The sequence below is a fragment of the Butyrivibrio fibrisolvens genome (assembly GCF_037113525.1).
Lineage (GTDB): Bacteria > Bacillota > Clostridia > Lachnospirales > Lachnospiraceae > Butyrivibrio > Butyrivibrio fibrisolvens.
The window spans coordinates 1,869,932-1,893,628 of record NZ_CP146963.1 but is presented as its reverse complement, the minus strand read 5'-3'; the positions used below and the strand labels follow the sequence as shown (position 1 = coordinate 1,893,628).

Annotated in this window: 31 protein-coding genes and 1 pseudogene; 1 reads left to right on the top strand and 31 read right to left on the bottom strand. The window is 38.8% G+C overall.

Annotation, left to right across the window (positions count from 1 at the left end; genetic code table 11):
• Window positions 1–10: 10 nt before the first annotated feature.
• From WAA20_RS07820 to WAA20_RS07695, 26 genes and pseudogenes are all read right to left on the bottom strand, one after another.
• Entirely contained in the window at window positions 11–562 is a 552-nt protein-coding gene (locus WAA20_RS07820) for an AAA family ATPase (protein WP_073385204.1), read from the bottom strand.
• 96 nt (window positions 563–658) lie between these two features.
• On the bottom strand, window positions 659–1,273 hold the full coding sequence (locus WAA20_RS07815; RefSeq protein WP_073385202.1) for an MBL fold metallo-hydrolase: 615 nt from the start codon (window positions 1,271–1,273) through the stop codon (window positions 659–661).
• A gap of 69 nt (window positions 1,274–1,342) precedes the next feature.
• Window positions 1,343–2,029, bottom strand: coding sequence for an MBL fold metallo-hydrolase (locus tag WAA20_RS07810; protein ID WP_073385200.1), 687 nt, complete (start codon window positions 2,027–2,029; stop codon window positions 1,343–1,345).
• Window positions 2,010–2,630 carry an HD domain-containing protein gene (locus WAA20_RS07805; protein WP_073385198.1) on the bottom strand — a complete coding sequence of 207 codons (621 nt, stop codon included), beginning with the start codon at window positions 2,628–2,630 and terminating at the stop codon, window positions 2,010–2,012. The genes WAA20_RS07810 and WAA20_RS07805 overlap by 20 nt, the downstream gene beginning before the upstream one ends.
• Before the next feature lie 14 nt (window positions 2,631–2,644).
• Window positions 2,645–3,130 carry an NUDIX hydrolase gene (locus tag WAA20_RS07800; RefSeq protein ID WP_073385197.1) on the bottom strand — a complete coding sequence of 162 codons (486 nt, stop codon included), beginning with the start codon at window positions 3,128–3,130 and terminating at the stop codon, window positions 2,645–2,647.
• A 2-nt stretch (window positions 3,131–3,132) separates the two neighbouring features.
• Window positions 3,133–3,588 carry an NUDIX hydrolase gene (locus WAA20_RS07795; RefSeq protein WP_073385195.1) on the bottom strand — a complete coding sequence of 152 codons (456 nt, stop codon included), beginning with the start codon at window positions 3,586–3,588 and terminating at the stop codon, window positions 3,133–3,135.
• A gap of 378 nt (window positions 3,589–3,966) precedes the next feature.
• Window positions 3,967–4,194, bottom strand: coding sequence for a class I SAM-dependent methyltransferase (locus WAA20_RS07790; RefSeq protein ID WP_073385193.1), 228 nt, complete (start codon window positions 4,192–4,194; stop codon window positions 3,967–3,969).
• A 22-nt stretch (window positions 4,195–4,216) separates the two neighbouring features.
• On the bottom strand, window positions 4,217–4,729 hold the full coding sequence (locus WAA20_RS07785) for an NUDIX domain-containing protein (RefSeq protein ID WP_073385191.1): 513 nt from the start codon (window positions 4,727–4,729) through the stop codon (window positions 4,217–4,219).
• A gap of 404 nt (window positions 4,730–5,133) precedes the next feature.
• Window positions 5,134–5,715, bottom strand: coding sequence for a CAP domain-containing protein (locus WAA20_RS07780; RefSeq protein WP_073385189.1), 582 nt, complete (start codon window positions 5,713–5,715; stop codon window positions 5,134–5,136).
• Window positions 5,716–5,816: 101 nt separating this feature from the next.
• Window positions 5,817–7,592 (bottom strand): hypothetical protein, encoded by a 1,776-nt coding sequence (locus WAA20_RS07775; protein WP_073385188.1) that lies wholly within the window; start codon window positions 7,590–7,592, stop codon window positions 5,817–5,819.
• A gap of 87 nt (window positions 7,593–7,679) precedes the next feature.
• Window positions 7,680–8,252 carry a TraX family protein gene (locus tag WAA20_RS07770; protein ID WP_242951130.1) on the bottom strand — a complete coding sequence of 191 codons (573 nt, stop codon included), beginning with the start codon at window positions 8,250–8,252 and terminating at the stop codon, window positions 7,680–7,682.
• Complete coding sequence (locus WAA20_RS07765; protein WP_167562649.1) at window positions 8,200–8,391, bottom strand: hypothetical protein; 192 nt, start codon at window positions 8,389–8,391, stop codon at window positions 8,200–8,202. The genes WAA20_RS07770 and WAA20_RS07765 overlap by 53 nt, the downstream gene beginning before the upstream one ends.
• 13 nt (window positions 8,392–8,404) lie before the next feature.
• A complete protein-coding gene (locus WAA20_RS07760; RefSeq protein WP_073385185.1) occupies window positions 8,405–9,151 on the bottom strand; it encodes an N-acetyltransferase in 747 nt (248 codons plus the stop codon).
• 45 nt (window positions 9,152–9,196) lie between these two features.
• Window positions 9,197–9,661 (bottom strand): annotated as a pseudogene (locus tag WAA20_RS07755) (transcriptional regulator); the annotation flags it as partial.
• Between the two features lie 33 nt (window positions 9,662–9,694).
• Window positions 9,695–10,651 carry a YafY family protein gene (locus tag WAA20_RS07750; RefSeq protein WP_073385183.1) on the bottom strand — a complete coding sequence of 319 codons (957 nt, stop codon included), beginning with the start codon at window positions 10,649–10,651 and terminating at the stop codon, window positions 9,695–9,697.
• A gap of 225 nt (window positions 10,652–10,876) precedes the next feature.
• Window positions 10,877–11,167, bottom strand: a complete 291-nt coding sequence (locus WAA20_RS07745) for a YciI family protein (RefSeq protein WP_073385182.1) — start codon at window positions 11,165–11,167, stop codon at window positions 10,877–10,879.
• Between the two features lie 114 nt (window positions 11,168–11,281).
• Complete coding sequence (locus WAA20_RS07740) at window positions 11,282–11,755, bottom strand: flavin reductase family protein (RefSeq protein ID WP_073385180.1); 474 nt, start codon at window positions 11,753–11,755, stop codon at window positions 11,282–11,284.
• Window positions 11,756–11,772: 17 nt separating this feature from the next.
• Window positions 11,773–12,537 (bottom strand): hypothetical protein, encoded by a 765-nt coding sequence (locus WAA20_RS07735; protein ID WP_073385178.1) that lies wholly within the window; start codon window positions 12,535–12,537, stop codon window positions 11,773–11,775.
• An 8-nt stretch (window positions 12,538–12,545) separates the two neighbouring features.
• Window positions 12,546–13,088 carry a flavodoxin family protein gene (locus WAA20_RS07730; RefSeq protein ID WP_073385177.1) on the bottom strand — a complete coding sequence of 181 codons (543 nt, stop codon included), beginning with the start codon at window positions 13,086–13,088 and terminating at the stop codon, window positions 12,546–12,548.
• Complete coding sequence (locus WAA20_RS07725; protein WP_073385176.1) at window positions 13,085–13,282, bottom strand: hypothetical protein; 198 nt, start codon at window positions 13,280–13,282, stop codon at window positions 13,085–13,087. The genes WAA20_RS07730 and WAA20_RS07725 overlap by 4 nt, the downstream gene beginning before the upstream one ends.
• 139 nt (window positions 13,283–13,421) lie before the next feature.
• Window positions 13,422–13,844, bottom strand: coding sequence for a hypothetical protein (locus WAA20_RS07720; RefSeq protein WP_073385174.1), 423 nt, complete (start codon window positions 13,842–13,844; stop codon window positions 13,422–13,424).
• A 26-nt stretch (window positions 13,845–13,870) separates the two neighbouring features.
• Entirely contained in the window at window positions 13,871–14,332 is a 462-nt protein-coding gene (locus WAA20_RS07715; RefSeq protein WP_073385173.1) for a GNAT family N-acetyltransferase, read from the bottom strand.
• A gap of 170 nt (window positions 14,333–14,502) precedes the next feature.
• Window positions 14,503–15,006, bottom strand: a complete 504-nt coding sequence (locus WAA20_RS07710; RefSeq protein WP_073385172.1) for a GNAT family protein — start codon at window positions 15,004–15,006, stop codon at window positions 14,503–14,505.
• A 29-nt stretch (window positions 15,007–15,035) separates the two neighbouring features.
• Window positions 15,036–15,341: a hypothetical protein gene (locus WAA20_RS07705; RefSeq protein WP_073385170.1), complete on the bottom strand. Its 306-nt coding sequence runs from the start codon at window positions 15,339–15,341 to the stop codon at window positions 15,036–15,038.
• Window positions 15,342–15,381: 40 nt separating this feature from the next.
• Window positions 15,382–16,644 carry an ATP-binding protein gene (locus WAA20_RS07700; RefSeq protein WP_073385169.1) on the bottom strand — a complete coding sequence of 421 codons (1,263 nt, stop codon included), beginning with the start codon at window positions 16,642–16,644 and terminating at the stop codon, window positions 15,382–15,384.
• A 219-nt stretch (window positions 16,645–16,863) separates the two neighbouring features.
• Entirely contained in the window at window positions 16,864–18,357 is a 1,494-nt protein-coding gene (locus WAA20_RS07695; protein WP_073385168.1) for a radical SAM protein, read from the bottom strand.
• Between the two features lie 137 nt (window positions 18,358–18,494).
• Between WAA20_RS07695 and WAA20_RS07690 the strand changes: the two genes are divergently transcribed.
• Entirely contained in the window at window positions 18,495–19,061 is a 567-nt protein-coding gene (locus tag WAA20_RS07690) for a TetR/AcrR family transcriptional regulator (RefSeq protein WP_167562648.1), read from the top strand.
• 50 nt (window positions 19,062–19,111) lie between these two features.
• Here the strand turns inward: WAA20_RS07690 and WAA20_RS07685 are convergent, their stop codons facing one another.
• The 5 genes from WAA20_RS07685 to WAA20_RS07665 form a co-directional block, all read right to left on the bottom strand.
• A complete protein-coding gene (locus tag WAA20_RS07685) occupies window positions 19,112–19,831 on the bottom strand; it encodes a sulfite exporter TauE/SafE family protein (protein ID WP_073385166.1) in 720 nt (239 codons plus the stop codon).
• Window positions 19,832–20,037: 206 nt separating this feature from the next.
• Entirely contained in the window at window positions 20,038–20,538 is a 501-nt protein-coding gene (locus tag WAA20_RS07680) for a DUF2798 domain-containing protein (RefSeq protein WP_073385165.1), read from the bottom strand.
• Window positions 20,539–20,787: 249 nt separating this feature from the next.
• Window positions 20,788–21,798 (bottom strand): TraX family protein, encoded by a 1,011-nt coding sequence (locus WAA20_RS07675; RefSeq protein WP_073385164.1) that lies wholly within the window; start codon window positions 21,796–21,798, stop codon window positions 20,788–20,790.
• Between the two features lie 190 nt (window positions 21,799–21,988).
• Window positions 21,989–22,666, bottom strand: a complete 678-nt coding sequence (locus tag WAA20_RS07670) for a hypothetical protein (protein WP_073385163.1) — start codon at window positions 22,664–22,666, stop codon at window positions 21,989–21,991.
• Window positions 22,667–22,791: 125 nt separating this feature from the next.
• A complete protein-coding gene (locus WAA20_RS07665) occupies window positions 22,792–23,637 on the bottom strand; it encodes a glycosyltransferase (RefSeq protein ID WP_073385162.1) in 846 nt (281 codons plus the stop codon).
• Between the last annotated feature and the right edge of the window lie 60 nt (window positions 23,638–23,697).

The following is a 23,697-nucleotide window of genomic DNA, read 5'->3' as shown; positions in this document are numbered from 1 at the left end:
TCACCTATGCTCATACTTTGAAAGCATCAAGAATAATTTCATTAACAGTCTCGTCTATCGTTTTTTCTGTATTATCATACAGATGACCGATATTCTCAGGCATAGCATCCAGTTCTCTTTTCAAAAACTTTGCACGTTCTATCATGTCTACATCGCCACGTTCCCGAATTCTTCTCTCTATTTCATCTTCACCTGCTGTAAGGACTATATAGAAAAGTTCTGCATTATTCTTTGACGCAAGTTCTTTAACTCGAGGCAACTCATCTTCAATCACATAATCAATAATGACATCCATTCCCTGCTGGAGTGCCCTGCCTGCTGTAGCGATAATGCAATCCCAGTTGAATTTTAGAATGTCTTCCCACATCACTGTGTCGGAAGCTTCTCCGTTTACAAAAAAATCGCCTTTGTCTTCAACTTCTACAAATCCAGCATGGAAATCATCTCCATGTATTACATAAACAGTCTTTCTGTTCTTATCAACCAGATGCCTTGCATATGCATTGGTAAAGGTTGACTTTCCACAACCGCAAGGCCCTGAAACAAATATTATCTTAGCCACAAATCTATCCTCTGATCTCTTAATTCTTCTTTACTTCTTTATCTTTTTTGCTTCTTTGTCTTTTTTACTTCGTCATTTTTTACTTCTTTATTCCTCTCACTCCAAAACAAGCTCTTCTCCAGGCTTGAGTATTATCTTACCTGGTGCATCAAAGCTCTCTGCAACACTTATATCAAAACCGCTTTTATCCTTCACCGGTTCCATGTGGTAAGGAATCGTATGCTTTGCGCCTATTGCCTTTGCACACATTGACGCTTCAGCCACATCCATGTTGTATACTCCATCGCAGCACAGAAAAGCGTAATCCAGCTTCTTATCTGCAAATCCTGCCATAGATGGAGTTGTAGATGTATCTCCGGAAAAATATGCTTTTACACCGTCAGAAAATGTAAGTATAAAACCGACACATTCTGTGACGTTGTGATTCTTGTTATATCCAGCTTCTACAGTTTCAATAGATACAAAACCAAAATCATAATTCTGATATTCGCCATCTTTGAGAGCATCTGACCATTTAATTACAGAGCATTCTTCATTCTTTGTAGAGATAAGATCCACCTGCGTGTGATCATAGTGTCCATGTGTCATGAGAATAAGATCTGCCGGAAGATCATAGCCATCCCCCAAGAATGGATCAATATAAATAACTTTCCCCTCACCTGTAACAATCCTTACGCTTCCATGTCCCTGATACAGTAATGTTGCTGCCATGTCATTTTCCTCCGTGTTTCCTATAAGTTATTTCTTTCCATTTTCTTTTGGTAAATCTATAATCTTCATTTATTCTTTTATATCCTCTAACAAATCTTTAATTGTATCTTCCTTAGGTACAGGCACCCAGTGTCCTTCAAGACAGGTTGTTGCTTCTGATCTCCTGATTGTTTCTGCCAAACGCTTGCTTAATTCAGGGTCTTTTTCCCATTCAGGAAATGTCCCACAGGTTGCATCTCCAACAAACAAAATGCCTTCCGCTGGAACCTCAATAAAAGTCGAATCATCTGTATGCGGCGCATCAGCCTGAAAAATCTTAATAATGCAGTTGCCTGCATCCAGCGTCATGCTATCATGAAAGATCATGTCTGCAGTAGTTACGATTACCGGTTTATTTCCCGAGTATTCTTTTCGTATACTCTCATGCATGTTCAGAAAAAACTCTGGTCCTTCCTGCGATAATCTACGCTTAAAATCAATCAGATACTGATTTGTGCGCTCATTTGCAATGCAAAGTCCATTAACTGCATGCATTCCAAATGTATGATCCCAGTGCCAATGTGTGATTACTGTAAGCTTTGGAAGTGGCAAGCCATTTTCTTCCAATGCCTTGTAAAACTCTTTGGTATGTGCCTCTGAATGGCCAGCATCAATAGCAAGACTCCAGTTATCTCCACGTATATATCCAAGATTGGGCCTGTCCCGTTCTTCTTCCATGGGATAGTACCATATTCTATCAGTTAATCTTTTCAGCATTTTTATTTAACTCCTCAAGTGTATAGCTATCTTTTTCCACCAGATCATAGATATCCTTGCCGGCTTTTTCTTCGAAATATGCTTTCAGCCTCATGTTTGAATCCCACTTCGCCTGCGGGAAATTGCCATAACGCCTTTTTACATCATTCATACGATCCTCGATGTTCATGACGCTTTCACTACCGGCAAGTGCATCACAAAGCTGGATAAGCATGTCATATTCATCAGCTTTAATCTTCCCCAGTTCTGTCTGAATCAGTTCATACTCATCTTCCGAAGTATCAACCTTTCCGATGTACTCATCAAGTCTCATATTATTGAATGAGTGTGTAAGACAAATTCTGGCAACTTCATCATATCCTAGTGACATCATATATGAATATCCATCCGAAACATGGCCCAAATGCCTTACTCCGAATTTTCTTCCAATATCATGAAGAAGCCCCAAGATATAAGCTTTCTCCGGGTTCATTCCGCCGCAGCTTAATGCGATCTTCTCTGCGCAGTGTGCAGCCACACGGCTATGATTCCCCCATGGTCCGGGATTGCACTTCTCTGCTTCTTCTAATAGTCTTTCTGCTTCTGATCTTGTCGGTAACATATTTTCTCCCCAATTTACTGTCTCTCAGCCCACTCAAGAATTATTCTCTTATCATATTCATTAAGGTTTTCAGGCAATTCATTTTTTTTAAAAAACTTATGCTCCATTACCTCTTCCGGATCATTGACGATATCACCTTCATATTCCCTTGTAATAAACACAATACCAGGTCCGAAACATATATCGCCATTAGGATATTCGATAATGCGGTCCTTTCCTGAATAGAGCTGAAACACTTCAAGCTTACCTAAGGAAAGGCCGGATTCTTCCATTGTTTCCCTTCTAATAGTTTCTTCAAAAGTTTCTCCCATTTCCATGCCACCGCCTATAATAGCCCAGCAGCCATTATCCTGTCTCTTTTGTAAAAGGATTTCACCTTTATCATTCTCGATTATCACGCCACAAGCGCAGGTCATTATAGGCGCATGACCGACATGTTTGCGCATCTCTTTGATATAGCCGCCCTTTTTGTATAGTTCAATATAATCATCAATTTTCATAGTTATCGTTTCCCCAAAACATCCTGCCACAATTCTTCATGTTGCTTACAGAATAAAACCGGCTTATCTTCTTTTGAAAAGTACTTCAGTTCCAATGTTTCTTCATTATCACAATGCAGTTCTCCGCCAACAGCTTTTAATTTAAAGCCTATGCAGATACTATGGGCTTTGTCACCATTTGGATATTTCATGTCACTATCAGTATAGATTCCAATAATATCTCCAACTTCAACATCAAGTCCTGTTTCTTCTTTTGCTTCGCGTATAGCTGCCTCCTGAAGAGTTTCTCCAATCTCTATAGCGCCTCCAGGGAATCCCCATTTATTACTGTCGCCTCGTCTTTGAAGAAGTACTTCACCTTTATCATTAAAGATACAGCCGCCTGCAAATACAAGTATTACCTTTTCATGCCCAACTTTACTTCTAAGCCAACTGATATAATCGTGTGAACTATTCATGTGTTTTTCATTCCTTTTGTAAAGACTACATTTTTTTAAATGATAATGCCTGCCCCAAGGGCAAGGTCAATTGCATTTCCTGGCATCATTTCTGAATACCAGAGATTTTAGTCTTCAAAATACTTTTCCTTAAGTTGTTATTCAAATAATATATATTCTCGTTTTCCTCATTCGCTACAACGCAGCTGTCATCCCATCCATAACGTCTGCACAACGCCTTATTAAAATCGTAGTAAAAATCGGCTCATCTTCAGAGCTTTTGCCCCACATATGTCACTACATTGGTGGTGAGATGACTTGTAACATCATCTCTGGGAATATCATATTCCTGATAGCTTACAGTTCTTTTAATTGTCTTCCATTCAGAAAAAACATCATCTATAAGCGATTGAAGTTCTTTAGTAGAAAGATACTGTTGCGCCCAACTCCGCAGCCCAGATCCAGGACTCGAAGATTGTTATAACCTTCAAAATGCGGAACCAGCTCCTGAACAGTTTTTATAGGTTTCTTAAGCCAGCTGTCTGAACTATATAAAGTCTCACTCGAATAGATGCTGGTATGGGATTTTCTTTCACTGTCTCTTATTTTCTCTATTCTTGAATTCATACTTTTGATGTATTCACCCACCTCACCTGAGGGTATTAATGTATTTTTCAAATCTCTGATTATGTGACCCGATCGTATTTTCCGAATCAACATATTCAAGAAAAGCCTCTTTATCAAGCCATTTATAAGCTACTGTCTCGCCTTCCTGCAAAGTTACACTGTCTTTATCACAGCTCACTCTGGCCAGATATGAATAAAACATAGCTCTGCTTGGATCTTTGAACAGAACATTGACAAGTTCTATGCTATCGGGAACAAGTCCTGTCTCTTCAAGGAGTTCTCTTGTAGCTGCTTCAAGCGGCTCTTCTCCGCTAAGAGCTGATCCACCTGCACTGGCTTCCCAAAAACCTGGGTATACGTCCTTGTCATCACTTCTCTTCATCAGAAGATACGTTCCATCCTCATGAACCACAAGGATATCTACGCCAAGGTGATATCTTCCTTCCGGAATATCTTTGTAATTACCAAAGCCTCTTACCCATGTTTCTCCGGTTCTATTTCCGTTGCGATCATACAAATCCCAAATTTCAGCCATAATATCTTATTCCTCCACTTGTTTTCCATGTTTCTTCTAACAAGACCACATTTACCAATGCACAAATTCTCCGGCTATAATTCCTCGAACATTTTCATCTGCCAGAATATCATATCTCTCAGGATGCCCCATTATGTCTTCCCCCACAATATGCATTACATCTGTGTTTCTTTAATGATACATTATCCAATCATAGAAAAAAAGAGGCTCCTACGAATCATCTTTCGCAGAAACCTCTCATAACTTGTTTGTACAACTTGATCATACTAGTGTACTGACTCGTTCATATTTAATCAAATTACTTGGCTATGAATTTATCTACATCGTCATAAAATCTCGCCAATGATTAAGTTTAATAATCGTCTTTTTCTTTTATAACCTCTCTTAAGTGAATGCAAAAGCTATTATTCCGCACTAAAAAGTGCAACCCAGTAATACTCCCCTTCATCGCTTTCATATACAGCAATTGCACATCTTGTAAATTCAGTGCATAAGAAGTTCTCATTATCGGTAATGTTTGGTATCCATGAAGCCATAGCTTCCTGAGCATTACCTTTCCCTTTATAAATATTTTCGCCAAGAACAACAGAAGCCCTAATAGTAAACCATGCGGCTCCATTTGGTCTTACATGTTTTTTATCAAACATACAAGATATTTCTTCAGCTCTTATTCTTGCGTAATATTCAAGCTCACTGCTCCATGCTAAAGGCTCAAGATTCTGCTCTATTCTAGTATCATTTAGAATGAAGAAAGCATCTGCAGTCATGTTTCGAAGATCTTCTCTTAATGGACTAGTAAACGGATTTCCCGGTATTTCTTCATCATCGATAAAATCTTCCGCACTAACTTCTGTTCTATAAGCCCTTACATCGGAAAAATCTTCCGCAATACGATTTTTATTTCTTCCAATTATCAAGCTACTCGCTATTGCAGCCACAAGTACTAATGCCAGCACAAATGTGCCATACTTGATTAGTTTATTCATATCCCTGTTACCTCTTTGCAGTATGCCAATACACGGTTTACAGTTTATTTGATTATAATATTTACCGTGTATTAGTGCAACAAAGACGATATCAAGTCACATTAGTCACCGTAGTAAGCAACTTCTGCATTATAGATTTCTTCAGTAAATCCTGCGCTTTCTCTGAATTCCTGAAGCATTTCTTCGGCTTCTTCATCACTTATAATAGTGTAGCCTCTCTCTTCCAATATTCTTTCGGCTTCTAAAAAGAGCTCTTCTGTTTCATCAGTTCTATCTATGAAACCATCATCTGTTCTTATATTTATTCCATAAAGATAAACAGGATCCAAATCATCTTCTGAGGCGCTTAAAAGAGAGAATTCTACCAAATCTACATTGTAAGAGTTCAGTATTGAATCAGGATAATCACTGGTAAGAACCTCATCATCAATCGAATCATAGCTAAAATGCTCATATAAATGGCATACTCCATCAGCGTCTATATAATAGTTATTTCCCTCATGAAGTGATCCATTAACATTCCACATGTAGCCACAAAATCCGTTTTCTTTAAAAGAAACAGCTTTACGTTCCCATCCATCATCTATATAACAGATATACAACTTTCCATCTATATTTTTAATAACTATATAAAGATTACACCCCATACTGTACTGAACCTGGATCAAAAATTCATAGTTACCATCAAGGCCACAGTCGATGTATCTTCCTACAGTTTTATCACCATATGGAACACCTTCATTTTCATCAAATTCATCCATTATCTGTTCTAAGCTACAAGCTTTTTTACCAGAAAAACTGTCTTTAAACCATTGCATGTCTGTGACGTCAGCGCATGAATCCATAACAAGCGCATCTGCATCACCTGTCAAAAAATCTTTGTATAGATTTCGGGATTCTTCGTCAATATCCGAATAATCCAAGATAGCATCATCAGCAATAATTGAAATTTCATCAGATAATTCTTTATTAAGCTCTGATGGCTCTATCAGCAGATCCACAAGCGTAATGTCCTTATAATCAGCAATTGCATCATATGAAGCTTTGATATTATCTAATGTAACGTCGTAGAACCAGGAAATGGATTTAAAATTCTCTTCCTTGAAAGTCCTTTCAATGCGCCAATTAAGCCCGTTTAAAGAAATGCGATTTTCTTCGTCATCATAGTAAGAAGTCGTACCCTGATATGATTCAACATAACCTACAAGGCTTGTCAAAAAAGAATTGTCTTCTACTGTCACAGAGTAATAGTTCGTCTTTCCACCACTTGCTCCATAGTTCTCATAATCAGTAAAAAGATAATTTATCTCTCCCTGATCATCAACAAATCTGGCAAGATAATCTCCGCTTATATCAGGCTCTGATTCATTAAACTCCAAGCCTTTGGTATCCATCTTTTCGATTGTATCTATATCACTGAATTCATAAAAGACATTAATAGAATAATGACCGCTTCCAGCCATTCCGGACATAAGGATCTCCAAATTGCCATCATCATCAATATCCGTTACTGCATACGAATAGCCATCATTAAATGTTATATCTTGATTACCATCATCATATGTACCATCAACCAGTTCCCACTGATCTCTGGTATTGTAAAAGGTCTGAAGCTGATCATCTACAGTAATTTCGTCATCTTCAGCATCGTCAGCACTATTATCTGATGTACTGCTATCTGAAGCGCTGTCATCTTTACTACTGTTATATAAACTGCTATCATCTACTTCCTCATCGATTTCCTCGGAAGCGCTCTCTCGAGCATTCGAACCCCCATCATCCCCGTTACAGCCGCATACAGATACGGCAATGCATAGTGGCAGCACAATTCGGATTCCCCTGCACCCGAAAAGACGCCTAAAAAAATTGTTTTTCATTATTTCTCCCTCCAAAAACTTTTTCTAATATATCATAAAATAAGCCGTTTGGCATTTTACAACGTCATATTCTCCCTTACAGGCATTTTATTGCCCAGACAGTGCCAGTTTGATCACATATAGCACCAGAAGATGCCCCGGATAAAAAACATAGAAGAGCCATTTCAGTCCTCTTCCTCTTTTTCCGTTATAAAGAAGGAGTGGTATGATGCTAAGCCCGGTGGTACAGTAATATCCCATAGTCCTTGTAAGTGCAAGAAATGCTACTCCCACTGCGCTTCTGATAAAATACTTCGCATCTTTAAATACGTAGAATAAAAAGACAGTGACTACAGCGAAAATCGTATAATCAGCCTTTAGTAATAGTGCAGCAACTGCCATCGCAACGATCACAAAGATTCCTGGGATAGTTCTTCCCATGCTGTACTTACCTGTATCTTCTTTAACTTCTCCGCGGATCAGATCAAAGAAATATAGCGCAAGGACCGCCAAAAAGAATGTCAGCATTATGTTCTGATGCGAAAGGCCGATCTTACCTTCAAAAGCAAGATCAAAAGGTATTTCGCTTATTAAAGCAAAAATTAAAAGCCTAAGAATATACTTCTTTCTATCTCTTGTATGTATATAACCTTCCGCAATACAAAACGAAAAGATCGGCATTGCAAGGCGCCCTATCATCCTTAGCCACATCACTTCCGGAAAAAAACATGTCGCCAACATGATCAAAAACCATGCTGACCATTGCAATGATCTTCAGCATCGTTCCGTCAAGGAATCTGACTCTACTTTTGGTATACATAAAGCCTCCCGTTTTACTTCCCAATCAGTTTCAGGAACTTCTTGTCATTCATCTGCTCATTGGTTACATACTCACCATCACAAAAGAATGCATACGTTGTAATAGGTGTAGGTGCGCTCTGCGCTTCATCCTTTGTCTGTATCTTGACCGCCTTGAAAGTAATCTTGTTCTTCTTTGCTGTTTCTTCAAGGACCGGAACATACTTGGCATTGAAAGGACACTGATTTGTGTAATACAAAACATACCCTTTCTCATCTATATGCGGATGCTTGGCACATTCCTTAATTGAAGGCACCTTAGCTTTTTTATCAAAAGGAAGATACATAAGCTGTATTCCGTTGTCCGCTTCATCGCACACTTCAAAGCCCTTGTACTTTAAGAACTTTGGATCTGCAAGGAATGGCTTTTTCTTAGCTGATGACAGAATACAAAGACCTTTTTTGCCTTTCTCTTTACTATCCTCAATACATGCGTTAAGAAGATCAGAAGAATAGCCGTGTCCTTTAAAAGAGCCGGATACCCACAGGCAATCTATGTACATATAACCATCTGCATCGATCGGAACCCATGCGTTCTCGGCAGGGATATACTCTATAAAGCACTTACCGCGCTCTGCACTCTTTAAAAAGACAAGCCCCTCATCAAATCTGTCCGCAAGCCAGGCTTTCTTTGACGCAACCTGAATATCTTTATTATTTGAAATTGCGCAGCATATGTGCTCCTGTTCCAGATTGTCCTTCGTAACTTTGATATACTCCATGGCCTTAACCTCCATCGTCAAACAAACTCATCTGCTGATATTTTTCAGGAAATTCACATTTGAAAAGTCCATTTTCTTTTTCTTCGTCGCCTCAGATACTGCCCAGTTGAAGTCTTCCTTTGTAACAAAATCAGGAACTCGGATCACAGAGATCCAGTGAAAGTCTTCTTTATGGGAGTAATCGATTCCTGCTACCATGCTTCGCTCAGCTGGGTCAGTTTGTGTTTTAGAATTTTCTGATGGTCGTTCCTCCTGCCACCAAAATCCTTCTAGCGGTGGAACCACATAATCGAAATATCCTTCGATACGATGATCACCTTTCTTACTCATCTTTATTGTAAAGGCAATTCCATATAGTAATCCAATAGATTTTTTATAATCACTATCTTCCTGGTTCGGATCTCCCGCTCCTCGTACAGCAATATAATTCATGCTCGGAACCGTAATAATACCAGGTTTATTCTTGGGAAGATAAAACTCTTTATATTCTTTCTTAAAATCAAAAGCCATATTTATTAACCTCTAAGTCTTTTTACACGTTCTTCATGAATAATTTCTTTCCATAGCCTCAACTATATTTCTTATTTTCTCTCTTGCTTCCTTGGGTTCAAGTAGCTCTGCCTTATCTCCAAACGTCAGCATCCAGGTAACCAGATTGTCCATATCCGTATAGTCAGCTTTAAACAACAATCTTCCGTCCGGCTCCTGAGTAAAGCACTCCGGCCCAAACTCTTCTACAAGCCTCCATTTAACATCCTCTGTAAAAAGAGCTTTTACCTTTATTCCACCAGGAAATATCTTTTCTGTAGACAAGTCTGGCGTTGGAACATCTCTGCAGACAAACTCAGTATCCGACATAGTAACCTTATCCATTCGGTTAAGCTTGAACAGACGAAAGTCATTATTATCTGCGCCTTTCCTTGGTCCATTAAGACCTACTCGAGGCACACTACCACCAGAAACACTACGCCCCCATACATACCAGCTGGACCATTTGAATACAATATAATAAGGTTCAAGCTCGCGAATACTCTCGCCTTTTTGATTGTAGTAAGTAAACTTTAATGTATGTCTACTTTCAATCGCATTTTGTATAACTTCTATCTTTGGAGCAAGTGATTCCCGGTACCAGGATGACAGATCGATCAAAATAGAATCCCTGCCGCTTACAAACTCAGAGGAACCTGCCTTTATCTTCTCCATGAGCTGCCCATAATACCTGCTTCCGCTCACACTATCAAGGCTTCTGAGTCCTGCAAGTATCATCTGCATATCCCTGGATGTCAGGATTGTCCTGTCCATACGATATCCATCCATGATACTGATTCCGCCGCCAACACCCTGGGATGTCTGTATCGGAATCCCAGCCTTGCACAAAGCTTCGATGTCTCTATTGATAGTCCTTTTGGACACCTCGAAATGCTCTGCCAGCTCAGGAGCTGTAGTTTTCTCTTCCTGTAACAATACGGAAAGTATTCCGATCAACCTGTCTATCTTCATTCTCTTTACTCCACATTCATCATATCAATCTAAACATGTCATCTATATGTCATGTTTATTATATCAATTTTTTTGCTAAAAACCGTAATGCATTTTTAAAACCCAAACTTCCAACTCAACAGACACAAAAAAGGCTGATGAAGACTTCAAATCTCCATCAACCTTCCCTACAAAATCTTACACATATTTAATTGTCTAAAACCTTAAATATTCCCAGGGCAGCAATTATTTATTGATTCCATTCGCTATCACAACGTTGATATTATCAACTTCTATCTTTTCCCAAACCTTCTCAAGTACATATGGCTCATTCGCAAGGTAGTCATCGAGCTCTTTGCGGCTGTCAAAATCAAGGATCAGCGCTGATCCTTTCATCTTGCCTTCATCATCAAGAAGACCGCCTGCACAGATGATGTGGTCACCGAGCTTGCTCATACCTTCAAGATGTCTCGGACGCACTTCCATTCTCTTATCAAGCATTCCTGCTCCGTCATAAGCCTTAACTATAAACTGCATTATCTCAACCTCATGTCGCGAGTGAAACGAGTGACTAATGGTTAAAGTGGCGGAGCTCGCGACACCACTTTGTAAAGTTTGAAAATTTTACATTTTCAAACTTATACCTCCCATTTATTTGATAATCTCTACAACTTCGCCAATATACATATCGTGCTCAGCACCGCCATCATAGAACTGCTTTGCAATATCTGGATTCATGTTCTTAGGATCAAGTCTCTGGCAAAAGAGCTTTCTGCATACAAATGTAACCTCTGCCTCTTCAAATGTCACAGTACCATTCACTTCCTTTGGAGTAAGGCCTGATGAATGAATCTTATCAATATCTCTTCCGGATTTTGAACCAAGAACGCCAAGAGTGCCCTTATATTCTTCAGGAAAAAAGCTGATCGTGAAATACTCATTATTATCCAGAAACTCATGAGTATATCTGGATGTCCTAACATATGATGTTGCTACAGGCTTATTCCATAAAGTTCCAAGACCGCCCCAGCTGATAGTCATAGTGTTAAACTTTTCCTTGTCTCCAGCTGTTATCAGCGCCCACTTCTTATCAAACTGACTGAAAATATCTGTTGTAAATTCCATTGTATTTCTCCTTCTTTTCAACTATTTTTACTCTTTTTCCTGCTGCCTGATGCGCTCTTACCAGTGAGGATCCTTTTTATCTGTGAATCTGTAGCGACAGGATATATATCTTTTATATGGTCCGCGATAGCTTTACCGGAATCTTCAGTTTTTTCATTGTACCTTGAAGTAACATGCTCATACCCCCAGATTGCTTCAGGCTTAGCGTAAACTGCTATCGGCCATCCGTAGAATTCGCCCTTTTTATTCTTCCTCTGCCTGAAGTCCCTAACGCATAGATAAGTTTTCATCTGAAGATCTGTGACCGTTCCATCAAAGCCCTTTTCACCATCTTTTCCAAATCCGGCCCTTGCTTTGACTTCATTTGAATATAGCTCGTCTTCAGACTCGAACAGATCCATTATCTTCTTCTGGCGCCTTGATGCCTTCTCATCGTCCCAGAGTGCGTCAAAGTCATAACCATCACGACGAAGATTTACAAAATAGGGAAGCCACTTTTTTGATATAAAACCGGCCTTCTTTTCAAAGAATTTACCGTAAGCAATCTCGCCACTTCTTGCGATGATCTCGCGCCATTCCCACGGGTCAACTTCAGGATCACCGCACCACCAATATTCCGGCACTGTCCTTTCCTCTAGAGAAAAGCCCGGAATATCATTTTTGAATAATGGCAAAAAGCCTATATCATTTATATAGTCTATTGCTTCCTGTACTGTATGGATGCATTCCGGATCGTTCCAGTCTACGCCGTACATGATCCATGTTCCGCTTTCGTTTCCCATATACTCCCCTATAATATATCTTTACAGAAGTCGATTATTTCTTTTTTCCTGGGCTCAACGTTTTCTTTATACTCAATTGACGTCAATCCAAGATGTCCTGCACATTCGATATGCAAATGTCCATAGAAGTGTTCTATGCTCTGAATAATTCTGTCGCACTCACGCATACTTGGGCCTGTTCTGAGCGCAACAGTATATCCCCTTTTACCCTCTTTTATAGAGGCATGAGGCTCATGAGTGTCGCACCAAGGAGTACATCTGTCTATGAAAGCTTTGTACTGCCCCGGTATATCAGCCCAGTATGATGGAGATACAGATACAATGATATCCGCATTATCAAATTCTTCCATGATCTTAGTAATATCGTCATCCATTACACATTTTGCTGTATTGTGACATGTTCTGCATCCTTTGCAGAAGTCGAAAGAATAGTCATCTATACATATACTTTTTGTATCATATCTTGAAGAGAGCTCATTATTTATGATACTTGCAATCTCTGCGGTAGCACCATTTTTGACAGGACTACAATTTATGATCAGTGCTTTCATTGGTTCTCCTCTGGCGCTTTTTTCATAAAAATTTTGTAGTCTAAGTAGCACATAGCTGCTCCAACTACTCCCATGAATACACCAACCAGATATGAATCCACTCCCGGTGCTTTAGAAAGAATAGCTGTCATAACACCTGCAAATAGCGGCACCCACATTACATTGATCAAAAAAGCTTTTTCGTTCTTTTTCATTACTGTAGTCCTCCTTATGATGCATTATCTTAACTTTCTTTATTTAAACAGCACTGTCGTGTTGTCCTTTACAAGTGGTATCTTATATAGTCTTACTACATCCTTAGGCTTAAAGTCATGGTCTTTTCGCATAGTAGCTTTAACAATTAGCACCCAATTCATATCCGTATTTCAGATACGCTTCAAGCATCTCCATAAAGGTATCGTACTCACCAAAATCATTGCTGCCAGCCTCTCCTATGGCATACTTGTGGGTATTAGCATCATAGATGAAGCTGTTATCATCTACGCATCCAAACCATATGCATTTCTGATCATCGTCCCACCATCCAAATAAGCTTTCTTCATCGCATCTAAAATAATCGAAGAAGTTGTTATTCTGCCTGTAGTATTCTTCTAGTTCAGCAACAATTTTCTGCTCAACGCCATATTTATCACATATAGTCCTGAACGCCTTAATTTCTTCCTCGGTAGCAGGTGTAAGTTCAACACAATGTCCGTTGCAGACATATCCCCACTCGCTCATAGCGCAGTACTTCTCAAACAATTCCTTTAATGTCATATTCCTTATTCCTCTTTTCATTATTTCTAGCTGAAAGACTCAATCTTTTTTACATATACTCTGGAAAGTTCCCCGTTCATATCTTTCAACTTTGTTTTAAGTTCACATCCATACTTCTCATAGAGCCCGACATGGCTTGTTGAAATATATACTTCTGATATACCTTCTTCTCTTGCAAGTTTTCCTACTTCTTCCATCAAAAGAGCGATATAGTGATGCCCTCTATGTTCCGGACGTGTAAAAACAAATCCCATCCACGGTGTTAGATCTGTAGAAGGAATATCATCTTTTTTAGCATAAGTACAAAATGAGATCAATTCATCTCCGTCTGTAAGCAGCAGTACTTTTGAGCCTTCGCCTACGAAGTCAAAAAAAGTCTCATTACTGAGCATATCATAAAGAAATCTGGCTGCTGCCCAATCGCATTTTTTGATTTCATTTAGCCAATAATCTTTTTTATCACTATCAAAATAATTGATTATTCTCATAAAATGCCCCACAGTCTTTTTCTCAAATAACCTTCTTCATATAACCACATGTAAAAGGGAAGAAATCAAACTTCTTTGTACCTATATGAACAACTCCATTTTGTTCATACCATTTGCGCAGAACAGCATTTTCTCCTCTTTAGCAAGCAATCATCAAATGTCTAGTCACATTAAAGCAGTTTTGATATCACCATATTACATCTACCCCAAGCTTCATCCTTGAACATAAATGCATTCTCATCAGTTCTTCGCTCTTTAAATCCTATCTTTTCATAAAACTTCTTAGCTCGAATATTCTCTGGAAAAACATTAAGATGAACTGCATTAGCATCGGGATTATCAAAAGCTTCTTTAAGCGCAAGCTTTATCATCTCCCCAGCTACGCCCTTTCCTCTGACTTGGGGTGAGACTACTACGAATTTAAGCATTCCTTCGTTAGTGGTGTTATTAAGAGAATAGCAATAGAAGCCTACAACGCTGCCTTCATCAGTAACCGCAACGAACGCCTTATCTCCAAACATCTCCTTTATTTCAGATAAGACTTTGCACAGGTTATCTTTATCAAGCGGATATATCAAATGGTTCGCACTCCACATAGCGTGCGTTCTCTCGTCTGTGATCCAATCCTTTATTATGTCAAAATCGTTATCTATCTCAAACTCTCTAATCTTCATTGTTATTTACCAAAAATATAGTGTATTAATTACGCTCCCCAGTCATATTTAAATTCAAACCCATCTTCCGGTTCGCCGATTTCATACCCCAATGCATCTGTCAGTTTATTTTTCAGGTCCAAGTACCACTCATTCCAGATATCTTCCGGCATCTCTCCCGCAATCTGTATACCACTGGGCTCTACCGAAGCCCAAAGATCTATGCCTTCACCTTTCCAACATGGGCCATTTTCGTTACTAGCCCAGTATGGCATAGATTCATACACTTCTCCAATCTTATCCCATACTGTATCTGGCGCCGTATAATGAATGTTCAGATTTACATCAATATTCATTGTTCTTATCTTCCTTTCTCATACCTAAAAATAATGAATTTCATGACAAAAGAAACTTGTGTACAGGAATTACTTCTATTGCATATCCATCTTCTTCTATCGTTCTTTCTTCTTCGCTTGTGACTATTACCAGTCTTTTTACCTCTTCAGTTTTTTGGGCAAGTGATACAAGACTTTTAGTTTCTCTTTCTTGTGCATCACCTAGTGCGTATGCAACCTGAACTGCCATTCCTTCCTCTGGAATATAAAAATCAATATCTATTCCTGTCTGGTTGGATTTGAAGTAATATACACCGTCTTCATATTTACGCTTAAGGCAGATTCCTACTGCATTTTCCAGTAGTGCTGAAGGTTTATCTACAAGAAACAGCGACAATATTCCATTATCATAGAAATAAAATCTTGGAGTGCTTTCCTTTTCAGCAAACTTGGAAACATAATTTCTAGTCCTGAATATAAGATATGCATTCTCAGCATGAGAAGTATAATCTATCATCGAGTCAGTAGATGTCTTTATTCCTGTAGCTTTAATGTTCCCTGAAAGAGTATTAAAAGAAATCTCGTGCATTACCGTCTCAGCAATCTTTTTTACCATAAGACGAAGTGCCATTTTATTCTTAACCTGCTCACGCTCAATAATGTCACCTAAAAGCACTTTTTCATAAACACTCTTTATATATTCCCTCTTATTCTTCAAAAGAAGAGCATCCGGAAGCCCTCCACCGGCAATATATTCCTGGCACGCCCTTTTGATCTTGGCAGCCTTTGCTGTTGTAAGCAGCGCCGCTTCATCATGAGCTATCTTCTGAAAATCAAGCGCTTCACTTAGAGAAAATGGCATGATCATTTTAGGAATATATCTTCCTCCCAGAACCCTTGCCATTTCTGAACTGAGCATTTTGGCATTACTTCCAGTAATGTAGACGTGCTTTTTCTGGTCTGCCATTCTTCTTGCAAAGTGCTCCCAGCCATCTATTATCTGAATCTCGTCAAAGAAAAAATAGATATTTTTGACGTCACTAAGCTCATATGCTGTCTCTACGACATCATTAAAGTCCTCTTTTGTAAATCCTAATAATCTATCATCCTCAAAATTCACATAGATTATCTGAGACCAGTCACAGCCTTCAGCTACAAGCTCTCTGGCAATCTTATATAAAAGGGTAGACTTACCAGATCTTCTAAGTCCTACCAATACATAATTAACGTTCTTTTCAAAAAAATAGTCTCTCGGGATGATCTCTGCATTCTGAATAACTTCGATTTGATCAAAAATGACTTGTTTCAATATATCGTGATTCATTTTGCAACCTCCGACGAACATTTTTATCGTGTATACACGATGATATATTTTAATTTTATCGTGTATGCACGACATTTTCAACCATTTTTGTCGTGTATACACGATGATTTTACTTATTTTTATCGTGCATACACGACAAAAACATAGTTGTACTATAACAGAAAAAGAGCCATCTAACAGCAATTAATACTGTCAAATGGCTCTTATCCAACTCAGTTTTCAAGCATGCTTTTTTAGATCCTTGAGCGGATTCTCTTTCTTTCCCTCAAATTTTCTCAGGTTATCATTACCTGTTCTGTTAGCTGGTGCATAGTTTTCATATTTCTTCTTTTGATGAGGTTCCGATTTCCAAATCTCATCTGCAACAATTCCCCACTTAGAAGCATAATCATCGCACTTTGAGCACAGATGTTCTACACTCTCCTCTGATTCTTCATTCGTGCCATGTGCCCCGGATCTTTCTACCATCTCTCTCAAAAGTTTTGGATTTTCAAGCATCGGACATGGTCTTAAGTGATTCTTATTAAAAGGCTGACCCTTATGATATTCCATGAAAAGAGGGCTTTGCAGCATTTCAAGAATAGAATTGTCATGTATGTTGGTGTTAGAAAAATGGATGAAAACACAAGGCTCTGCATCACCGCTTGAATTGATATGGAAATAGTTTCTTCCACCTGCAATGCATCCGCCTACAGCTTCTCCATCATTCTGGAAATCCATTGGGAAGAAACCTGTATCACATTCGTTTGAACGAATCCATCTGATACGCTCTATCATCTTTTTTCTCTGCGTCACAGTAGGCATCAGCTCTGGAACTGCATTGTTACCAACCGGCATATAGTGGAAGAAGAAGCCGAATCTTGCACCCTTATCTGCTATGAATTTAATAAACCCTGGATCAGTTACAGCTTCAATATTATTCCTTGTATAACATATAGATGTGCCAAATAAAATTCCATACTTTTTGAAAAGAGACATGGCGTTCATTACAGCATCATAATGGCCATCTCCTCTTCTTGCATCATTAGTCTCAGGAGTTCCTTCTATAGAGAGCATAAAGGTGATATTTCCAAGGCGTACAACCTCTTTACAGAAATCATCATCCACAAGAGTTGAATTACTATATATTCCGAACTGTACGTCATTATGTTTTTCGGCAAGCTTAAGTATATCAGCCTTCCTTACAAGCGGCTCTCCGCCTGTCATCATATAAACATATACGCCAAGCTCTTTTCCTTGAGTTACTATCTTGTCCATATCGGCAAAAGACAAGTTATTCTTGGGTCCATATGTTCCTGACCAGCATCCGGCGCAGTGCATATTGCAGGCTGAAGTTGGATCAAACAGGATAAGCCAGGGTATATTACAACCATATTTTTCTCTGTTTTTTCGTATAGTCTTTGTTCCTCTGAAGAAAGCTTCGTAGCCCAGATTAAGCATGGTCATTCTGGCTACATGGGGATTGGTTTCATCAACTACTTTATTTATAAATTTCACCCAGCGATTATCCGGGTCTTTAAATGCGCGTCGTACTGCCTCCAATTTCTCTGGATCAGCAGCATTCTTACCCCAAAAACGCTCTGCCTCATCTACAAGCTTCAAATAAGTTTTCGTACGATCTTCCGTCTTATCAAGATGATCAAGAAAGCTGTCGATCAAAACGCTAAAAGCCTGTCTTTGTGCTGCGTGTGTAACATTAGTTAATGCGTTCATGTCCACCTCCCAATATTCTGATCATGTATATTGACAAAATATTTATCTGATAATACATTTATATCACCGATACAGATGTCAAACAATGTATTGGCGACATTTAATACACTATTTCGCTTATTGTTCAGATGATACAAATGGAGATCAAAATGTCCACGGAGCTTGAAAAGAGAAATATAAGAAGAATGTCAAATAAGGAATCCAACAGAATAACAAAAGAATGCATATGTGATGCTTTAATAGGGCTCATGAAAGAGCACCCCTACAAAGATATAAGTATGACAATGATAATAGAAAAATCCGGTGCATCAAGAGGTTCTGTTTACAGAAACTACCCCTCAAAAGAAGATATCTTGAAGGACATAACAAAGAGTATGACTGACGAACTTAGCCACTCCCTTGCTCAGGCTCTTCATAAAAAAGACAACAGATATTACGAATGGTTTCTGGCTGCATTTTCCTGGCTCCACTCCGACAAAGACATGTGTGCCCTTATCCATAATTCGAACATCTCTTTTGTCGACATGTTCTATAATGCTCTATGTCTTGCTTCAGACAACACATTTGCTGCCCAGCATGAATACATTGCCAGAGGCATTGCTGCTGCCCTTTGGGAAGTGTCACTTACATGGATAAAAAATGGAATGAAGGAATCTCCTGAATACATGGCAAAGCTATGCTCAGAAACACTACGATTAGAATGATATGGCATAATTCTAATGCCTAAATCATAAGTCTTTTCATAGCTTTTTTCTTAGATAATGTTAGTTAAGATAAGGGCAATTCCAGAAACGATCAGCATTACGATAACGATCTTTTTGACCATGCTATCGTCTATCTTTCCCGCACTAAACATTCCAGCAAGAAGCCCTACAAGCATAAACGGTGCAAGTAAAAGAGCCTTCTTAAGCGCAGCTATTGTAATGATCCCATAGATACTGTACAGGATGATCCTGAAAGTATTCTCTATTATGAACACCATGCAGATATTCGCTTTGAAAGATCTGGCATCATTCGTAGTCCTTCCTATGTAAGCTCCAAGAAGGGCTCCCACGCCGTATAAACCGCACAAAATACCGGACAGAATTCCTATCACTGTAAGCAGTATCCTTGACTGCTTACTCTTTTTACCAGATGCTTCTCTTAAGAACATTTCAAGTCCAACGAGGATAACAAGCACGCCGAATATTACTTTTACTATAGTAATATCTGCATTTTTTAGGAAAAAAACTCCTGCAAGGCTTCCGATTATGACCATCACAGAAAGTGGAATACATATCTTCCAGTCTATGGATTTTCTTTCTTTGAAGCTTATTATAAGATTGGTCGGATACCCAAGCACCAATTCAACAGGCGATATATTTATATTAGCAGTGCCAAAACTCAGAATAGAGGTAAATACTAAAGTATTGGCAAATCCACATAATCCCTTTATATAAAAAGCGCACAATGTCGCTATTATCCATAAAATCATTTTATCTTCTTGTTTCTCCTTGGGGGCTTTCTATGTTCTTCAAGTTATAATGTCTTAAAAATGTGCTTAATACGCGCATTTCATCAAAGCATAGATATACTATAACAGAAAAAAAGCCACTCAACAGCATAAATACTGTCAAATGGCTTATACAAAAATCTTTAAATTATATAATCACAACGCTTAAGTAATGATATAAAACTTCTTCATGCCCCTTGTCTTGCATCTTCATGAGAATCCTTTGAAAATCTCTTTACAAAGAATCCAAATACGTTACGTACTAATGGTCCTGCAAAGAATATCTGCCAGCAAAGTGCCATTGGGAAGTTCATCGCTGTAGTCTGAAGCCATACTGCCACGATCTCTGCGCCTGCGTCTTTAAAAAGAAGTGTCGCTGCAAAGCTCATAAGTGGGCACATAAGACAAACTGACATGGCTGAAATAGCAAGGATGATCATGATCATAGGATCCTTCCCAGGGGTTACAAATCTGAAAGCGAGCTTTTGAGCCAGTTTTCCTACAAACAAAAGTTCTAAAACTATGGCGATAGGCCACATGATCAGCATTTCCTTGAATGCTGCGAGAAATACAAAGTTCTGCATTCCGCCTACATTAAGGGCGATATTGTAACAGATCATTGCATAGGCCATGACAAAAGCCATGAAAATAGTGAAAATCACATCCTGAAACTTACTTTGTGGTAACATTTTAAGGGTTCTCCTTTCAAAAAACAGAGAAGACTTAAGCGTGTTGTTCGTTAGCACCAGTTCTGGTGTGCGTTTCCAATGTTACCAGCTATGAATCTTCATTTTTTTAATCAACAGTTTGTGATTATATCAGAATTTTTCCCCGTATGTAATACCTTATTTTTCATTTTTTTGGAAAAAATCCCTGTAGCAGCTCAATTACTACTACAGGGATTCTTCATTTTAAGAGAATTTCCTTTTTTACTGATTTTAATAGAGTGCAAATCCTACGATTCCCAGTACATATGCTACCAAATAAAGTATTCCCAAATGAACCGGATAGAATGCGTAGAAGAAATATTTATTGATCTTCGGTCCTCTTTCGCCATTATATTTGCTTACAGGAATAAGCATAAAGTATGCTGTTATCTCTGCCAGATTCAGTACCGTTAGAACCGTGCACCCAAGTGCAAATGCCTTAACTTTTTTAGCCCTGAAAAGATACATAACTGCGATAGTTAAAATGCCTACGCCCGAATAATCTGTCTTGAGAAGTTCTGCGATCGTTCCAAATGCACTAATGCTTAATGCAATAGCTATAAACTGCACTTTCTTAGCATCATCCCATTTTCTACCGGCAATGGCCATAATGATAAATAAGATTAGAGCTCCTGCCAGGCAGTAATAATAAACCGGAATTTCGGCAAAAGAATTAATGATCGCACCAGGCGTACCTATGCCAAATAAATAACCGCAAAATGCTCCCAATACAAGCACAGCCGGGAAGAATAACAAGGACGCTTTTTTGTTCCATTCACGCTTAAATCCGAACTCATCAATAGCCCAAATGCAAAGAAGTCCCAAAAACAGCGTAAGGAATACGTTCTGATATTCCGGATAAAAAAGCTTGCTCTCAAAACCAAGATTAAATGGCAGCTCTGAGATTGCTGCAAATACTGCAAGATTTATCGCATACTTTTTTACGCTACGTGTATGTGTATAACCTTCTACCAGAAGGTACACAAATAGCGGGAATCCAAATCTGCCGATAAGTCTTAATATTACAGGTCCAAATGTCCATAATGGGTGACTGGAAATCCATGCAGCCCGTTCCTGTGCAGTAGTCAGGTTTGCTGCCTGAATTAAGAGTGCCAGCTTATTCTGTAAGATAACTGCAGTAAAGTGATCTATAAACATGGCAACCAGCGCTATTATTTTTAGCGCGGTTCCGTTGATGCCACTTTTGGTTTCCGTGTTTGTTGTTGCTAATATACTATCCATATTCTAACCTCCTATGTTGCTTATAAGTATACCGATAGTATAGTACACGAAAACCCATTTCAGCGCAAATCACTTATTTTGTGAAAAAATACACTTCTTTTTCCAAGATATCAGCACCGTCTTACTAAAGAAAGAAGCTACAGCCCCATCACGGACTGTAGCTTCTTTTTACCCTCAAGTATATTTTTTCTTATGCAGCAGCTTTCTGCTCTTCTACTTCTTTATTTTCTGTATCCTCAACAAGTCCCCACTTTACAAACCACTTATCCATAGGAAGTGCAAGTATAAGTGCGATCACTGGGAAGTGTGCAAGGCAGAATGCAAGACCTTCTTTCCATGTAAGAGCACGGCCGAACAAAACGATGATGTGGTATGCATAATCAAGTGACTCTGCAAGAGGTCTTCCGTTAGCTGTGTTGAAGCTAAGGTCAAGAAGTCCTGAGAAAATAAGGAGAATACCAGCTACGCAGATCTTGATGGACTGACCTGGCTTACCGCCGCCAAGACGGTGAGCAAAAGCTACTGACATGATGATAAGTGGATAGCACAGGAAGTAAAGGTTTGTGTACATCTCGCCCTGAGCAGGTGTATCAAGTGTTCCGAAGATTCCATAGTAGCTTGCTCTAGGAATGATAAGCATAAGGAATGGGAAAAATGGAAGTGCTGCAAGGATATAACCAAACTTAAGCTTATTAGGGAAGAAACTAATACCTATAACAGCTGCAAAGAAAACTGCGAACTTAACAACAAGCCACCACATCTCATCAATCTGTGACTGATGAGGAAGGAATACCCATATAAGAAGTGCTCCAACTCCTCCAATTCCCATTCCTACAAGCCATAAATACTTCTGTAAAAAATTTTTCATCTCTTTCTCTCTCCATTCTTTTTTTATTCTTAAGATTCATATTTTTTGAATCCAAAACTTACTGATTTCAGCCTCATGTCTCGAATGACTAAATGAATTTTGAATAATTTACATTTTCAAAATTTCTATTCCTGCGAAAGCATCTCGAATTTGGCCATTTGATCTCTGGATATCCTTACTCCAAATACTGACTGCTTCATATACAAGAGCCTGAGCATTGTCCTAACAAAAAAATTTTTCCTGTATTTCCCTATCATGTAACGCAGGTTAAGTGCACTCTGCTCACGCTTATTGTCGAAGTTACTTTCATGCATAAGGTGATAATTGTTGCCTCTTGTCGTATAACCGAAATGAACTCCTTTAAGATAAAGACGGATTCCAAGATCAAGATCCTCATGTCCCCATTTGGTAAAAAACTCATCGAAGCATCCGACATCCAGAAGTTCCTTACGATCAACAGATACATTTCCGGTAAAGAAATTCATCCACCTGATCGGACTGGTCGCGCCGTGGCCAAAGACATATTTTTCAATCTCGCCATTTTGTTCGCAGTAATCAAAGAGATCTGTAGTATCCTCATAATAATTAACGATGTCAGATTCCTTCATAAACAGCTGATTGCGCTGACCAAGGACAACTCCATAGCCTTTTTCATGAAGTTCAAGATGAGCTTTGACGTATCCTGGCTTAACAATGCGGTCATCATCAAGGAAAAAAACTACATCACCTTTAGCAGCTTCAATTCCCTTATTTCTGGCTTTTGCTCTTCCAATGTTATGTTCATTTATGATCTCGATCGGTTTATATGAAAGATTCAGCTTATGAAAATGATCAATGACCACCTTGTCGCATCCGTCAAAGACAACTATTACTTCTACATTCTCATCAACCTCAGGTTCTAAGGCCTTTAAAGCAAGCCTCAGGCGCATAAGCTTATTGTAAGTAGGGATTATTATACTTACCTTTTTCATGAGTCCATTCCTTCCATTATTATTTCCATGATTTTATTTAAAATAGTATTTTAAGGATTT

Coding starts and splice junctions, on each gene's coding strand:
- WAA20_RS07815 (WP_073385202.1), bottom strand. CDS start 1,273: ATGGCAGCAACATTACTGTATCAGGGACATGGAAGCGTAAGGATTGTT.
- WAA20_RS07810 (WP_073385200.1), bottom strand. CDS start 2,029: ATGCTGAAAAGATTAACTGATAGAATATGGTACTATCCCATGGAAGAA.
- WAA20_RS07805 (WP_073385198.1), bottom strand. CDS start 2,630: ATGTTACCGACAAGATCAGAAGCAGAAAGACTATTAGAAGAAGCAGAG.
- WAA20_RS07800 (WP_073385197.1), bottom strand. CDS start 3,130: ATGAAAATTGATGATTATATTGAACTATACAAAAAGGGCGGCTATATC.
- WAA20_RS07795 (WP_073385195.1), bottom strand. CDS start 3,588: ATGAATAGTTCACACGATTATATCAGTTGGCTTAGAAGTAAAGTTGGG.
- WAA20_RS07790 (WP_073385193.1), bottom strand. CDS start 4,194: ATGAATTCAAGAATAGAGAAAATAAGAGACAGTGAAAGAAAATCCCAT.
- WAA20_RS07785 (WP_073385191.1), bottom strand. CDS start 4,729: ATGGCTGAAATTTGGGATTTGTATGATCGCAACGGAAATAGAACCGGA.
- WAA20_RS07780 (WP_073385189.1), bottom strand. CDS start 5,715: ATGAATAAACTAATCAAGTATGGCACATTTGTGCTGGCATTAGTACTT.
- WAA20_RS07775 (WP_073385188.1), bottom strand. CDS start 7,592: ATGAAAAACAATTTTTTTAGGCGTCTTTTCGGGTGCAGGGGAATCCGA.
- WAA20_RS07770 (WP_242951130.1), bottom strand. CDS start 8,252: ATGCCGATCTTTTCGTTTTGTATTGCGGAAGGTTATATACATACAAGA.
- WAA20_RS07765 (WP_167562649.1), bottom strand. CDS start 8,391: ATGTATACCAAAAGTAGAGTCAGATTCCTTGACGGAACGATGCTGAAG.
- WAA20_RS07760 (WP_073385185.1), bottom strand. CDS start 9,151: ATGGAGTATATCAAAGTTACGAAGGACAATCTGGAACAGGAGCACATA.
- WAA20_RS07750 (WP_073385183.1), bottom strand. CDS start 10,651: ATGAAGATAGACAGGTTGATCGGAATACTTTCCGTATTGTTACAGGAA.
- WAA20_RS07745 (WP_073385182.1), bottom strand. CDS start 11,167: ATGCAGTTTATAGTTAAGGCTTATGACGGAGCAGGAATGCTTGATAAG.
- WAA20_RS07740 (WP_073385180.1), bottom strand. CDS start 11,755: ATGGAATTTACAACAGATATTTTCAGTCAGTTTGATAAGAAGTGGGCG.
- WAA20_RS07735 (WP_073385178.1), bottom strand. CDS start 12,537: ATGGGAAACGAAAGCGGAACATGGATCATGTACGGCGTAGACTGGAAC.
- WAA20_RS07730 (WP_073385177.1), bottom strand. CDS start 13,088: ATGAAAGCACTGATCATAAATTGTAGTCCTGTCAAAAATGGTGCTACC.
- WAA20_RS07725 (WP_073385176.1), bottom strand. CDS start 13,282: ATGAAAAAGAACGAAAAAGCTTTTTTGATCAATGTAATGTGGGTGCCG.
- WAA20_RS07720 (WP_073385174.1), bottom strand. CDS start 13,844: ATGACATTAAAGGAATTGTTTGAGAAGTACTGCGCTATGAGCGAGTGG.
- WAA20_RS07715 (WP_073385173.1), bottom strand. CDS start 14,332: ATGAGAATAATCAATTATTTTGATAGTGATAAAAAAGATTATTGGCTA.
- WAA20_RS07710 (WP_073385172.1), bottom strand. CDS start 15,006: ATGAAGATTAGAGAGTTTGAGATAGATAACGATTTTGACATAATAAAG.
- WAA20_RS07705 (WP_073385170.1), bottom strand. CDS start 15,341: ATGAATATTGATGTAAATCTGAACATTCATTATACGGCGCCAGATACA.
- WAA20_RS07700 (WP_073385169.1), bottom strand. CDS start 16,644: ATGAATCACGATATATTGAAACAAGTCATTTTTGATCAAATCGAAGTT.
- WAA20_RS07695 (WP_073385168.1), bottom strand. CDS start 18,357: ATGAACGCATTAACTAATGTTACACACGCAGCACAAAGACAGGCTTTT.
- WAA20_RS07690 (WP_167562648.1), top strand. CDS start 18,495: ATGGAGATCAAAATGTCCACGGAGCTTGAAAAGAGAAATATAAGAAGA.
- WAA20_RS07685 (WP_073385166.1), bottom strand. CDS start 19,831: ATGATTTTATGGATAATAGCGACATTGTGCGCTTTTTATATAAAGGGA.
- WAA20_RS07680 (WP_073385165.1), bottom strand. CDS start 20,538: ATGTTACCACAAAGTAAGTTTCAGGATGTGATTTTCACTATTTTCATG.
- WAA20_RS07675 (WP_073385164.1), bottom strand. CDS start 21,798: ATGGATAGTATATTAGCAACAACAAACACGGAAACCAAAAGTGGCATC.
- WAA20_RS07670 (WP_073385163.1), bottom strand. CDS start 22,666: ATGAAAAATTTTTTACAGAAGTATTTATGGCTTGTAGGAATGGGAATT.
- WAA20_RS07665 (WP_073385162.1), bottom strand. CDS start 23,637: ATGAAAAAGGTAAGTATAATAATCCCTACTTACAATAAGCTTATGCGC.